The organism is Cryptosporangium minutisporangium (assembly GCF_039536245.1).
GTDB classification, from domain to species: domain Bacteria; phylum Actinomycetota; class Actinomycetes; order Mycobacteriales; family Cryptosporangiaceae; genus Cryptosporangium; species Cryptosporangium minutisporangium.
On record NZ_BAAAYN010000012.1, the window covers coordinates 25595 to 38783 of the forward strand.

The following is a 13189-nucleotide window of genomic DNA, read 5'->3' on the forward strand; positions in this document are numbered from 1 at the left end:
TGGTCAGATGTGTTCACAATCCCTCCGGCCACTGAACCCTCTTCAACCTCTCGCGTGTGTCGCGGTCGAAAAGGAGTTCCTACCGCTGGGGGGCCGGCTCCTCTTCGGGTTCGTACAGCTGGTCCTCCGGGTGCAGGAAGACCCAGCGGCGGTACGCCCAAAACCGGAACGCGGTGGCGACCGCGATCGCGAACAGCTTGACGACGTTGAGCGCCGCAACGTGTTCGACGTGGAAGACGTAGGCCGCCACCCCCAGGATGGCAGCGGTGATCAACAGCCCGATCGCGTTGAAGCCGAAGAACAGCAGGTACTCCCGGCGCAGGCCGGAGCGGGCCCGGTGCCGGAACGTCCAGTGCCGGTTCATGAAGTACGACGACGTGGCGGAGACAATCGTCGCGATGACCTGCGCCTTGATCGGGCCGATGAACAGCAGCGCGTTCCAGACCGCGAAGTCGAGCGCGGTGTTGACGATGCCGATGATGCCGAACTTCGTCAGTTCCTTGATCAGGGCGTGCCATCGGTCGCGAAGACGCCGCACGAAGTCCACCGATCGAGGATACGGGTCGCGGTCCCGTGCCGTACCGCGGGTGAGAAGCTGCACTACCTGCTCACGGGACGGAGCCCGGCCCGGTTCGATCGGGTGTGGCCGACGCCGCACCGGCCGCATCCGGGGCCGGAGTGATCAGTGCTGGCCAGCTAGGCTTTCGGGCCATGCACCCCCGTACCGGACTCCCGGTAGTCGGCATGGTGGGCGCCGGTCAACTTGCCCGGATGACCCATCAAGCCGCGATTGCGCTCGGCCAGTCGCTGCGTGTTCTCGCGGTCGATCCGGAGGACGGCGCCGCGCTGGTCGCCGCCGACGTTCTGGTCGGCCACCACACCGATCTGGCGGCGCTGCGCAAGCTCGCGGCCGGGTCCGAGGTGGTCACGTTCGACCACGAGCACGTCCCGCCGGATCACCTGCGCGCGCTGGTGGCCGAGGGCTTCACGGTCTACCCGGGCCCGGACGCGCTGATTCACGCCCAGGACAAGCAGGTCATGCGGGAGCGGCTCTCCGCCCTCGGTGCGCCGGTGCCGCGGTGGGCGCCGGTCGCGTCGGTCGAGGACGTCGTAGCCTTCGCAGCCGCCGGGGGCGATCGCCCGGTGGTGGCCAAGGCCACGCGCGGCGGTTACGACGGCCGCGGCGTCTGGATGATCAGCGACCCGTCGCAGGTACGTGAACTCCTCGACGCCGGAACGCCGCTGATCGTCGAGGAGCGGGTACCGCTCGTCCGTGAGCTGGCCGCCGTCGTGGCGCGTTCGCCGTTCGGCCAGGTCGCCGCGTGGCCGGTGGTGGAGACCGTGCAGCGGGACGGCATCAACGTCGAGGTGATCGCGCCGGCGCCGGGGCTGTCGGAGGAGCGGGCGATCGAAGCCCAGGAGCTGGCGATCCGGCTCGCGGCCGAGCTCGACGTCGTCGGGGTGCTGGCGGTGGAGCTGTTCGAGACGCCGGACGGCATCGTCGTCAACGAGCTGGCGATGCGCCCGCACAACTCGGCGCACTGGACGATCGAGGGCTCCCGGACGTCGCAGTTCGAGCAGCACCTGCGGGCGGTGCTCGACTACCCGCTCGGTGCGACCGGTCTCACCGCGCCGTACGTCGTCATGGCCAACCTGCTCGGTGGCGACGTGACGCCGCCCCGGCCAGGGGCCACGCCACGGACGGAGCCCGCGGACCACCACCACTACAAGCCTCCCGCCGACATGACGCTCGACGAGCGGCTGCACCACATGTTCGCCGCCGAGCCGGGCGTCAAGGTGCACCTGTACGGCAAGGAACTCCGACCGGGACGGAAGGTCGGACACGTGACCGCGCTCGGCGACGACCTGGACGACGTCCGCCGCCGGGCCCGGCGTGCGGTGCACTGGCTTCGAGAGGGGCGTCCCCCCATGGAAGGGCAAACATCGTGAGCGTCGGGTTGATCATGGGCAGCGACTCCGACTGGCCCACGATGAAGGCGGCGGCCGAGGCGCTCGCCGAGTTCGGGATCGAGCGCGAGGTGCGGGTGGTCTCCGCGCACCGGACGCCGCGCGCGATGCTCGACTACGCGGAATCGGCGGCGGACCGCGGCCTGAAGGTGATCATCGCGGGGGCGGGCGGTGCCGCGCACCTGCCCGGCATGGTGGCCTCGATGACGCCGCTACCGGTGATCGGCGTCCCGGTGCCGCTCAAGCACCTGGACGGCATGGACTCGCTGCTCTCGATCGTCCAGATGCCGGCCGGAGTACCGGTGGCCACCGTGAGCATCGGTGGTGCCCGAAACGCCGGGCTGCTGGCGGTGCGCATCCTCGCCGCGAGCGACCCCGCGCTGCGCGCGAAGATGGTCACGTTCCAGGACGACCTGCGCGCCCTGGTGGCTCAGAAAGACGCCGCCCTCCAGGCCCACTCGAAAACCTGACCCGTTGTCGACGTATCGCGGGCAGGGGATAGGTCGATAACGGGCCAGATTTCTAGCGCCGTCCGTACGCGGGCCACTCGATCTTCGGGCAGTGGTCCATGACGACCGTGAGCCCGGCGTCGAGGGCCCGGGCCGCCGCGTCCTCGTCGACGACGTCGAGCGGCATCCACACGCCGTCGGCGCTGATCCGGATCGCCTCGTCGACGTGCGGCGCGACGAACTCCGAGCGGCGGTAGATCCCCACGACGTCGACGGCGAACGGGATCCCTTCGAGGTCGGTATAGCCCTGTTCGCCCAGGACGGACTCGGCGCGCGGGTTGACCGGCACGATCCGGACACCGTTGCGCTGCAGGAACGCCGCCATCTGGTACACGGTGCGGTACGGGGTGTCGGTGAGCCCGACGAACGCCCACGTCTTGGCCGCCAACAACCGGCGGATCGAATCCGGATCACTGTGCTTCGTTGCCGTGCTCATGCGTCCAATCTATGCCGGGAACGACGAAGCCCGGGCCGCCGAAGCGACCCGGGCTCGTACGGCAGAACTCAGGCGCGGCCCATTCCGCGGTACTCCCAGCCGGCGGCGCGCCACTCGGCCGGGTCGAGGCAGTTCCGTCCGTCCACGACCCGCCGGTGGGTGACGACCTTGCCCAGCGCCACCGGGTCGGCGTGGCGGAACTCTTCCCACTCGGTCAGCACGACCACGGCGTCGGCGTCCCGGATCGCGTCCACCGACGACGTGGCGTACGCGACAGTCGGCAGTGCGCGCCTGGCGTTGTCGATGCCCTGCGGGTCGTACACGGTGACCTGCGCACCCGCTTCGGCCAGCAGCTTCGTGACCGCCACCGCCGGCGAGTCGCGCACGTCGTCCGAATTGGGCTTGAACGTGGCGCCCAGCACACCGATACGTGCACCGGCGAGCTCGCCGACGAGTTCGGCGGTCAACTCGACAGCCTTCTCCCGGCGGCGGGTGTTGATCTGGTCGACCTCGGACAGGAACCGCAGCGCGTGTCCGACGCCGAGCTCCTCGGCGCGAGCCTGGAAGGCCCGGATGTCCTTCGGCAGGCAGCCGCCACCGAAGCCGACGCCGGCCCGGAGGAACTTGTTGCCGATTCGGACGTCGTACCCGATCGCGCGCGCCAGCTGCGTGACGTCCGCGCCGGCGACCTCCGAGACCTCGGCCATCGCGTTGATGAACGAGATCTTCGTCGCGAGGTACGAGTTCGCCGCGACCTTGACCAGCTCAGCGGTGGGGAAGTCGGTGACGACGGTGGGCACCTCACGGTCCTCGGCCACGCCGAGCTCGTAAACGCCCTTGTAGGTGTTCTCGAGCATCTCGCGGGCCCAGTCGCTCTTGACGCCGAACACGAGCCGGTCGGGCCGCAGCGTGTCCTCGACGGCGAAGCCTTCGCGGAGGAACTCCGGGTTCCAGGCCACCTCGACGCCGATGCCCGCGGGTGCGTGCTGCGCGACGAGCTCTTCCACCCACTCCGCAGTGCCCACCGGCACCGTGGACTTACCGACGATCAGCGCCTTCCGCGTCAGGTGTGGCGCGAGCGACACGACCGCGGACTCGACGTACCGCATGTCGGCGGCGAGGCTGCCGGCCTTCTGCGGCGTGCCGACGCACACGAAGTGCACATCGCCGAAATCGGCAGCTTCGGCGTAAGAGGTCGTGAACCGCAAACGACCGGTGGCGAGGTTGCGACGCAGCATCTCGTCCAGACCGGGCTCGTGGAACGGCACCTGGCCGTCGGCGAGCTTGGTGATCTTGGACTCATCCACGTCGATGCCGAGCACTTCGTAGCCGAGTTCGGCCATGGACACGGCATGGGTGGCCCCGAGATAGCCCGTGCCGAGCACTGTCAGGCGAGGTCGTTGGGGGATTGATTCCGACACGCGTGCTTCCTCCTGTGGCAAGACCCACCGGGTCAGCTCTACTGGGCCGGGCGGGGTGCAGGGGCCGTCCGGGTCGTCTCAACCGTTCGAGGATAGATGGTGTCCGCGATACCGCCAGCAGAACCACACGCCTCGGTCGGTAAGGTTGAGAACACTTAATGAGCGTTAAGGGTCGCGTTCAGGGATGAAGGAGAAGTAACCGTGGACACTTCGTTCGGTATCTACCGGCTTGCGGAGGAACACGGTTATGTCCGCGATGCGGTGCGCGAGATCGCCGAGGGTGCGATTGCTCCGTACGCAGCCGACGTGGACGACAACTCCCGGTTCCCGGTCGAGGCCCGCGAGGCGCTCACCAAGGCCGGCTTCCACGCGGTCGGCGTGCCGAAGGAGTACGACGGCGAGGGCGCCGACGCGATCACCGGCGCGATCGTCGTCGAGGAGGTCGCCAGGGTCTGCGCGTCCAGCTCGCTGATCCCTGCGGTGAACAAGCTCGGCTCGACGCCGGTGATCTTGTCCGGGTCCGACGAGCTGAAGCGCGAGGTGCTGCCCCCGCTGGCCCGCGGCGAGGCGATGTTCTCGTACGCGCTGTCGGAGCGGGAGGCCGGTTCGGACCCGGCGTCGATGTCGACCCGCGCGGTCCGGGACGGCGACCACTGGGTGCTCAACGGCACCAAGGCGTGGATCACGAACTCCGGGATCTCGACCTACTACACGGTCATGGCGAAGACCGACCCGAACGCCGGTTCGCGCGGTATCTCCGCGTTCGTCGTGCACAAGGACGACCCAGGTTTCTCGGTCGGCACCCCGGAGCGCAAGCTCGGCGTCAAGGGTTCGCCGACGACGCGGTGCAGCGGGATCGTGCAGTTCTCGAAGTAGACCTCGCAGGTCGGCACCCCGGAGCGCAAGCTCGGCGTCAAGGGTTCGCCGACCTGCGAGGTCTACTTCGAGAACTGCACGATCCCGCTGCACCGCGTCGTCGGCGAACCGGGAACGGGCTTCGCCACCGCCATGCGGACGCTCGACCACACCCGGCTCGCGATCGGCGCCCAGGCGGTCGGCATCGCCCAGGGTGCGTTCGACGTCGCCCGCGACTACGTCAAGCAGCGCAAGCAGTTCGGCCGTGCGATCGCCGACTTCCAGAGCCTGCAGTTCATGCTCGCCGACATGGCGATGAAGATCGAGTCCGCCCGGCAGATGGTGTACGTCGCCGCGGCGAAGGCCGAGCGCAACGAGCCGGACCTGACGTTCTACTCCGCCGCGGCGAAGGTGCTGGCGTCCGACACCGCGATGTCGGTGACCACCGACGCCGTCCAACTGCTCGGCGGTGCGGGCTACACCAAGGACTTCCCGGTCGAGCGGATGATGCGTGACGCCAAGATCACCCAGATCTACGAGGGTACGAACCAGATCAACCGCATCGTGATGGCGCGCCAGTTGCTCAAGTGAGGCGGTAGGGCGAGCGCGGATGCTCCACACTGGCTGCGGTCCTGCCCGTCGCCACGAGGATCACCGCAATGCTGCCGCTGTCGGTCGACGACCTCGCCGTCGTGCTGCGCGCCCTCGAGGACCCCGACCCGTTGGTTCGCGATGCCGCGGCCGCGGTGCTCCGGCAGGTCCCGGTCGGTCCCGACGTCATCCGGGCCGCCGCCGGCTACGGGTTAACGCTGTTCCCGCCGGACGACGCTCCGCGCGCCGCCCCCGCGGCTCAGGCGACACCCGAGCTGGTTGCGAGGGCTGAGCAGTTGCGGCGGCAGCTTCTGGACCACCCGCCGCGGGCGTGGCCGTGGATCGTGCGGTCGTTCGTGGAGCACGGGCCGGCGGATTCTCAGCTCGGGTCCGGGTCGGAACTGCGGCGCGAAGGACCGCCGGACGCTGCGGCGATCGCAGGGCGGGCGGTTGCGACGGTGGGCGCCCCCACGCAGATTCTCGCGCTGATCGCGGCGGCGCTGGTGTCACCGGACGCCTGGCAGCTGCTGGCGAAGGCGGCGTCGACGTTGACCGGCGTCCCGCCGGACCCGGCCCCGACCGGCGACGATCGGGACGAGCCGTACGAGGCGCTGACGCGGCTGTTCGTGCTCGTCGAGACGCTGCGGCCGCCGTTCCTGCGGGGAAGCCCGCCCGGCCCGATGTTCCGGCCGCCGCCGTCCGCGCCTCCGTCGTACGAGCCCCAGCCACTGCCGGGATACTTTCCTTCTCCGTCGGCACCGCCGGACGCGCCGCAGATGGCCCCGCCACGGCGTAGCTGGTGGCAGCGGTGGCGCGAGCGCAGTCGGGCGCCCACGCCGCACCCGAGGGAGAAACCGGACCGGGTCTCCGGAACTGGTCTGGAGCCGGTCGTACAGCGGAGTGTTTGTGCGCGGCTGGACGCGCCGGACGCCGTGGCGCCGGGCGTCGAATTTGCGGTGCTGGTCGGGCTCGGCGCGTCGCCGCAGGCCGGCGTGGTCTCGGCCGGGTTCGAGGTGCCGGCCGGGCCGTTCACGCTCGGCGTCCAGGTGCTCGCGGAAGGATTCCGCGTCCTGGGCGAGGGCCTGTCGAGGCTGCTGCCGGTCACCGACGCGGACCCCTACCCAGTCGCGCTTGTCCGGCTGGTGGCCGAGGAGGACCTCCGTCTCCGCGACGACCGGGCGCTCCAGGCCGTCTACTCGCTCGACGGGCAGATCATCGGGGTCGCGTCCCGGACGGTCCACGTGGTGCGGCCGGCCTCGGCTGCCTCTGCGCCGGCCCCGGCCAACCCGGCCCCGGCTGGCCCGCCTCTGGCTGGTCCGGCCGCGGCCGGGCCGCCCCCTCCGCTCGCTCCGCCGAGTCCGTCGGCTCCGGCCGTACCGTCTTCTCCGGCCGCGGCCGAAGTGGCGTTGGTCAGCGGGCTCGCGTCGGGCGTCGACTGGGTGCTGCCGAGTGACCCGAAGACCCAGCCGGACCTCGAGGTGATCGTCGCGCCCGGCAACGACACGGCCGGGCACCGTCTGGTGTGGTACCTCCGCTCACCGCACTCGAGCGTCCCGCTGCCCTCGGAGCCGATCCGAGTACTGACCGGTGGCACCAACGCCGAGTGGGCGCGCGGCATGATGCGCGGCGTCGAGGACCGGCGGGACGCCGCCGACCGCGCCCAGTACCTGCGGGGCATCGGCTACGAGATCCGGCAGGCGATGCCGGAAGCGTTCTGGGTCGCGCTGCGGGCGATCGCCGATCTCCGCGCGCCGCAGCCACCGACCGTCCTGCTGGCGAGCTGGGAACCGTTCGTCCCCTGGGAACTGGCGATCGTCGACGATCCCTGGGACGCCGAGTACCCGGACGTGCTCGGCGCACAGACCGTCCTCGGCCGCTGGACTTACCAGGAGCAGCATCGAACGCCGGCCCCGCCCGCCGCGCTCGACCTGGACCGGATGGCGGTGATCACCGGTCGCTACGAGCGCGCGCCCCGCCTGCCGGAGGCGGAAGCCGAGGCCAAGCACCTCGCCGCTTGGTACGGCGCGCAGCAGATCCCGGCGCAGATCGATCCGGTGCTGGCCGTCCTCGCGGGTCGGCCGTCCGCCCACGTCGTCCACGTCGCTCTGCACGGGCAGCTCGACGTCACCGGAAGCCGGGACGGATTGCTGATGCTCGACGGGTCGTGGTTGAGCCCACGATCGGTACGCGGGGTCGGCCAGAGCCCGATCCGGCTGGCGTTTCTGAACGCCTGCCAGGTCGGGCAGGGACAGCAGGCGCTCGGCGAGCCGACCGGGATGGCGGCGGCCCTGATCGGCATCGGCGCCGGGGCGGTCGTCGCACCACTCTGGAAGGTCGACGACGGCGTGGCCCGGACCGTGGCCGAGCAGTTCTATCCGGCCGTCTGGGCGGGCCAGTCCCCAGCGGCGTTCCTGCGGCGGATCCGGGGAACGTTGCCGGGGACCGAGACGGTATCGGCCTACGTCTATTTTGGTCACCCAAGGCTCCTGGTGTGGTGGAGGGGGAGGGACCGCGGTGCCTGAGCTCGAGCGCGACAACGAGGTGGAGTTGGCCTACGGCGTGCGGCTGCGTTCGTCCGGAGTGAGCGCGACCGTCGGGGACGTGCGCCAGGCTCCGACCGCAACCCGTCCGGTGCGCGGTGTGGTGGCCGACGAGTTACTCGGGGACAGTGGCGACGCAGTTGCGCGGCTCCTTCCGGTGGTGGAGGCCGCCGGAATGCGAACCGTGCTCGCGGTGCCGCTCGACGACGTCCAGGTGCCACCGACGCCCTTCGGGGGCGTTCGTGCGCTGACCGGCGAGGAGAATTACGTCGAGTTGTCCGTGCCCGGCCCCGACCCCGACGAGGGCCAGGTCGTGCTGGAGGTCGACGAGGTCGGTCTGGTCCGCTGGCACATCGACGTGGAGGCAGCGGCCACCGCGGTCGCGATCGCCGACAACGGGACCGCCCTGGCCGCCCGGGGGGTGGCTCCGGTCCGCGCCGGAATCGAGCAGACGTTCCGCATCCCGATCGTGCAACTCGACCAGGGCGGCGTCGGCGGCCAGCAGCGGGGCTTCCTCGGCTTCGGCGTCCGCAAGGTGCTGCACCTGATCCGCTTCCCGATTGAGGCCGCGGCTGCGGCGGTCGGCAAAGCGGTCGTCGGATGGTGGGAGGACCGGCGGCGGCCGCATGCGCTCAGCCTGGTGACGCCGGAGTCGCTCGGCGACGTCCCGCCGCCGGACGGCGTCTCTGCCGCACGTCTCGCGGAGCTGGCGGACAAGCCGTTCCTGGTCCTGGTCCACGGCACGTTCAGCACGATCCGCAGTGGATTCGCCGGGCTCAACCGCAGCGGCGGCGGGCAACCCGACCTGGCGGAACTCGTCGCACGGTACGAGGGTCGCGTGCTCGGCTTCGATCACCAGACCCTGCACGTCGATCCGACGACGAACGCCGACTGGTTCCTGCGGCGGTTACCGACCGATCGTCCGGTCACTCTCGACCTGCTGACGCACTCCCGGGGCGGCCTGGTCGGACGCCGGATCGCCGACCCGGCCCTCGCCGCGGCCGCTGGTGTTCCGACGCCGGACGTCCGCCGCTTGATCCACGTCGGGACGCCGAACGGCGGGACCGTACTCGCCTCGCCGAAGCGCTGGACGACGCTGATCGACGTCTTCACGAACCTGTTCTCGATGCTGCCCGAGGAGGTGGCGACGCCGACCGCCGAGGCCGTCATCGAGCTGGTGAAGCAGGTGGCGACCGGTGTGTTCAACGGACTGGCCGGCCTGACCGCGATGGATCCGGGGAACCCGGCGGTGACGGCGGCGAACGCCCAAGTGTTCGGGGGTGGCGCCAGCGGCGCGGCCGGCGCGGTGCGGGCGATCACGTCGGACTTCACCCCGGCTGCCGAGGATCTCCGGCTGCGGGCGTTGAACGCGATCGTGGACCCGTTCTTCGGTACCGGCAACGACCTCGTGGTGCCGACCCAGGGGGTGTTCGAGGCCGGGGACTACCGGGTCACCGACCCGTTCGTGGTCCAGTCGCCGAGCGCGGTCGTCCACACCGCGTTCTTCTCCGACGTCCGGGTGCGCGCGAAGCTCGGCGAATGGCTCCCCGGCGCGGTCTGAGGCACCGGCCATCACGGCAGGCGGCGGGTCTCCCGCGGATCGTCGGTGTCCGGTCCGGCGGGCGGGCGCGTCTCGTCGGTGTCGTCGGCGGCGCGTGGCCGCCCGTACACGGTCGGGGCGTAGCTGGTCGGCCCCGGTGGCTGCTCCGGCGCCGAGTACGTGGTCGGATACGTCTGCGCTTGGTACGCGTTCGGTGGCGGTGCCGGCTCCGCGGACCGGGACGGCGACGCGGGGTACGTGGACGGCGGGTACTGCGCGCCGGGGGAGCCCGGGTACGGCGAGGCGGACGGGAACTGGGCGGAACCCGGGGCCTGCAGCGGCCGCTCCCCGTAGTTGGGGTAGCCGGACCCCTCCGGAGGGTCGTACGCCGACTGCGGGTAGTTCGTCGCGGCCGGGTACGGGGTGGTCGAGTGCGGCGGCTGGCCGCCAGGGGACTGGTGCGGCGGGGTGTCCCAGCCGGGCGCCGACGCGTACTCGCTGCCCTCGGACTGGTAGCCGCCCTCACCGGGTGGGCGGTCGGATCCGATCGGTGCGGCGATCGCGGTCGGCGACTCGCCGGACGCCGGGCCGGTGCCCGGTCGGTAGCCGCCGGCGCCGTAGCCGCCCGGGTCGTAGCCGCCCTGGCCTCCGGGACCGTCCGCGTAGCCGGATCCGGGGCCGCCACCGGGAGGACCGCCGGGGCCGGGTGGACCACCAGGGCCGCCGAAATTACCGGGGCCGCCGGGGCCGGCCGGAACCGCCGCCGCGGGCGCCGCGGCCGGACGTGTCTTCCGCCAGCGGGACGGAACGACCAACGGCATGAGCAGGAGGAATCCGGCGAGCCAGAGATAGCCGGTGGCCAGCGGTGAGACCAGCGTCTGCTGGTCCTCGTTGGAGAGCACGTCCTTACCGAGGTCGTATACCGGCGAACTCGCCGAGAGGCCGAGCGCGGAGACGGCCACAAAAGCCAGCCCCACCAGCGCCGGGCCGAGCGGGGAGAGCCGGGTGACCAGCAGGACGCCGAGCGCGACCGCAGCGACCAGCAGCAGCCCGATACCGAGGTAACGGTCGGTGTCGCCGGAGCCGGGTAAGTCGAGCGTCGAGCGTGCCAGCCGATTCGGCCCGAACGCGACCGCCGCCCAGATCACCGGGGCAAGGAGCAGGGCGAGCACCAGACTGCCGAAGTGCCGCATGAGCTCTCCCCGGGCCGGTGGGTCGGGTACGTCCGCGTCACCAGCAGGCTACCCCGCACCGCCGACGATTCGGGCGTCGCCGAAGGTCAGAGGTGGGTCGAGTGACGCGTCGACGAGAATCCTCAGTCGAGCAGGCGGGTGAGGTGCGGAAAACGTCCGGCGACCGCGCCCGACCGCAGCCACTCCTCCCACTCGGGCTTGCGGCGGAGCTCGGCCAGCGCCGCCCGGGCACCCTCCAGGTCACCGCGCCGGGCGGCGTCGAGGGCCGCGTGGACGGCTCGGGTGCTGTCCGGCGCAACGTCGGCGAGTGTCGCGCTGTCGCCGTCCTCGTAGGCGCGCTGCAGCGAGAGCAGTTGGCGGAGCTGGGCGAGCGGGTCCGACGCGTGGTCGACGCGCAAGTCCACCGCGATCGCGTCCCACGGCTCGGCCTGGCGGCGGCCACCGACGACCAGCAGCGCCGCTGACTGGCGTCCGCGCAGGTCGCCGCCGGCGGCGTCCCCGGCTTCGAGGGCGGTGAGCAACCGCTCGGCCAGCGGCAACGGGCTGCGGATGAACGCGTCCGCCATCGCGTCCAGCACCGCCGGTGAACGCAGCAGGTTGCCCTGGACGCTCCACCCGTCCCCGTAGCGGTCGCCGCTGGTCGCGAGGCAACCCTCGCCGGTGTGGACCGCGACCGCGCCGTCCGCGGCCAGAACCGCCACCTGGCGCGCGGAGGCTCCGATGTCCCGGCGCAGGAGCGTCGTCAGCACCTCATGGGCGGGAACGCCGGCCTCCAGGCCGGCCAGCGCGTGCGGACCGTAGCCGCGACGGGTCTGGGACTGGGTGACGACGACGCCCACCCCGGCTTTGGCCCAGGGAACGGCCCGGCCGACGGCGAGCACGCACGACGCGACGCCGACGCCCAGTTCCCCGGTGACCGGATCCCGGCCTAGTACGGAGAAGGTCACCTGCAGCGACCCATCGCTGACCCCCTCGCGCCTGCTGTGCGCACCGCGCTGAGCTGAGCGAACGCCCCGCCAGCCGCCGAATGATCCCAGCGCAAGCGTACGGCCGGTCCCGGCGGTCCCGGGAGGGGTCAGCCGTACCGTGTCCTACCGTCCGCCCGCCCGGATCTTGCCGAGGATCCAGACCGCTTCGACGCCGTCCCGCCAGGTGATCTTCTTGCCCTCGGCGCGGCCCCTGGCCCGGTAGCTGATCGGGACCTCGTACGGCCGGATACCTCGCCGGAGCAGCTTCGCGGCGATCTCCGCCTCCATGCCGAACCCGGGCTCCCGGACGTCGAGCTCGCGGTAGAGCGCGGTCGGCATCAGCTTGAAGCCGGTCTCGAGGTCGGTCAGGTAGCAGTTGAACAGCACGTTGCACGCGGTGGTGACGCCCCGGTTGCCGAGCACGTACCAGTAGGAGTACGACGCGTGCGACCCGAACGTGCGGGTGCCGAATACGACCTCGGCGTCGCCGTCGAGTACCGGCTGGACCAGCTTGGGGATGTCCTCCGGCGAGTACTCCAGGTCGGCGTCGCAGACCACCACGTAGTCCCCGGTCGCCAGGCCGGCCGCGGTGCGGACGGCGGCGCCCTTGCCGCGGTTGAGCGGGTGCGAGCCGAGGACCATCCGCGAGTCGCCGATGCCGGCGAGCGCTGCGGCGGTGCGATCACGGCTGCCGTCGTCGACCACCACGAGCTCGACGGGGCACGGGTAGTCCACGTCGAGGACGCGCTTGACCGCACTCGCGACCGTGCGTTCCTCGTTGAAGACCGGCATCAGGACGGACAGCTTCACGCGGTGAGTCTAGGGATGCCGGGCCAGTTCCGGTGAGGCCAATGGGGCCAGAGTTGCATTTGGGTGCAGAGATGCCTAAGGCTTCCATTGCCGCTTTGATTCTGATAGACACGGTATGTCCATATCTGGACGCACGGAAGGGGGTGGCATGACACAGTCGTTGGTCGCAGTGTGGTCGGTGGCTGCGTCGCCAGTGCCACCGGCTACGCGGCACCGACGTGCCGTGGTGCCGGGCTCCGCCGATGTCCCGTTCTCGGGACGTCTTGCGGGCGTGACCTCCAGTCGGAACGTCCGGTCCCGCCCGTCGTGCACGACGGAGCACGACGCCGGCTCAAGGAGGCGCCGTTCACGATCCGGG

The 13189-nt window shown here is 71.2% G+C and carries 10 protein-coding genes and 1 pseudogene; 5 read left to right on the forward strand and 6 right to left on the reverse strand.

The window, feature by feature from the left end; genetic code table 11:
• Positions 1 to 79: 79 nt before the first annotated feature.
• On the reverse strand, positions 80 to 547 hold the full coding sequence (locus ABEB28_RS09790; RefSeq protein WP_345727686.1) for a GtrA family protein: 468 nt from the start codon (positions 545 to 547) through the stop codon (positions 80 to 82).
• A gap of 164 nt (positions 548 to 711) precedes the next feature.
• Here ABEB28_RS09790 and ABEB28_RS09795 point away from each other — a divergent pair, with 164 nt between their 5' ends.
• Positions 712 to 1950 (forward strand): 5-(carboxyamino)imidazole ribonucleotide synthase, encoded by a 1239-nt coding sequence (locus ABEB28_RS09795; protein ID WP_345727687.1) that lies wholly within the window; start codon positions 712 to 714, stop codon positions 1948 to 1950.
• Positions 1951 to 1964: 14 nt separating this feature from the next.
• A complete protein-coding gene (gene purE / locus ABEB28_RS09800) occupies positions 1965 to 2438 on the forward strand; it encodes a 5-(carboxyamino)imidazole ribonucleotide mutase (protein WP_345727877.1) in 474 nt (157 codons plus the stop codon).
• 52 nt (positions 2439 to 2490) lie between these two features.
• Here the strand turns inward: purE and ABEB28_RS09805 are convergent, their stop codons facing one another.
• Both ABEB28_RS09805 and ABEB28_RS09810 read right to left on the reverse strand, forming a co-directional pair.
• Positions 2491 to 2913 (reverse strand): CoA-binding protein, encoded by a 423-nt coding sequence (locus tag ABEB28_RS09805; RefSeq protein ID WP_345727688.1) that lies wholly within the window; start codon positions 2911 to 2913, stop codon positions 2491 to 2493.
• 68 nt (positions 2914 to 2981) lie between these two features.
• A complete protein-coding gene (locus tag ABEB28_RS09810) occupies positions 2982 to 4355 on the reverse strand; it encodes a UDP-glucose dehydrogenase family protein (protein WP_376980377.1) in 1374 nt (457 codons plus the stop codon).
• 180 nt (positions 4356 to 4535) lie between these two features.
• Here ABEB28_RS09810 and ABEB28_RS09815 point away from each other — a divergent pair.
• The 3 genes and pseudogenes from ABEB28_RS09815 to ABEB28_RS09825 all read left to right on the forward strand — a co-directional run bounded on the left by ABEB28_RS09815 (position 4536) and on the right by ABEB28_RS09825 (position 9881).
• Positions 4536 to 5780: pseudogene (locus ABEB28_RS09815) on the forward strand (acyl-CoA dehydrogenase family protein).
• 68 nt (positions 5781 to 5848) lie between these two features.
• Complete coding sequence (locus ABEB28_RS09820; protein WP_345727689.1) at positions 5849 to 8302, forward strand: CHAT domain-containing protein; 2454 nt, start codon at positions 5849 to 5851, stop codon at positions 8300 to 8302.
• On the forward strand, positions 8295 to 9881 hold the full coding sequence (locus ABEB28_RS09825; protein ID WP_345727690.1) for a DUF7379 domain-containing protein: 1587 nt from the start codon (positions 8295 to 8297) through the stop codon (positions 9879 to 9881). The genes ABEB28_RS09820 and ABEB28_RS09825 overlap by 8 nt, the downstream gene beginning before the upstream one ends.
• A gap of 11 nt (positions 9882 to 9892) precedes the next feature.
• Here the strand turns inward: ABEB28_RS09825 and ABEB28_RS09830 are convergent, their stop codons facing one another.
• From ABEB28_RS09830 to ABEB28_RS09840, 3 genes are all read right to left on the reverse strand, one after another.
• Positions 9893 to 11053: a hypothetical protein gene (locus ABEB28_RS09830; RefSeq protein WP_345727691.1), complete on the reverse strand. Its 1161-nt coding sequence runs from the start codon at positions 11051 to 11053 to the stop codon at positions 9893 to 9895.
• Between the two features lie 122 nt (positions 11054 to 11175).
• Complete coding sequence (locus ABEB28_RS09835; protein WP_345727692.1) at positions 11176 to 12000, reverse strand: DUF1028 domain-containing protein; 825 nt, start codon at positions 11998 to 12000, stop codon at positions 11176 to 11178.
• A 144-nt stretch (positions 12001 to 12144) separates the two neighbouring features.
• Positions 12145 to 12831 (reverse strand): glycosyltransferase family 2 protein, encoded by a 687-nt coding sequence (locus tag ABEB28_RS09840; protein WP_345727693.1) that lies wholly within the window; start codon positions 12829 to 12831, stop codon positions 12145 to 12147.
• Positions 12832 to 13189 lie beyond the last annotated feature (358 nt).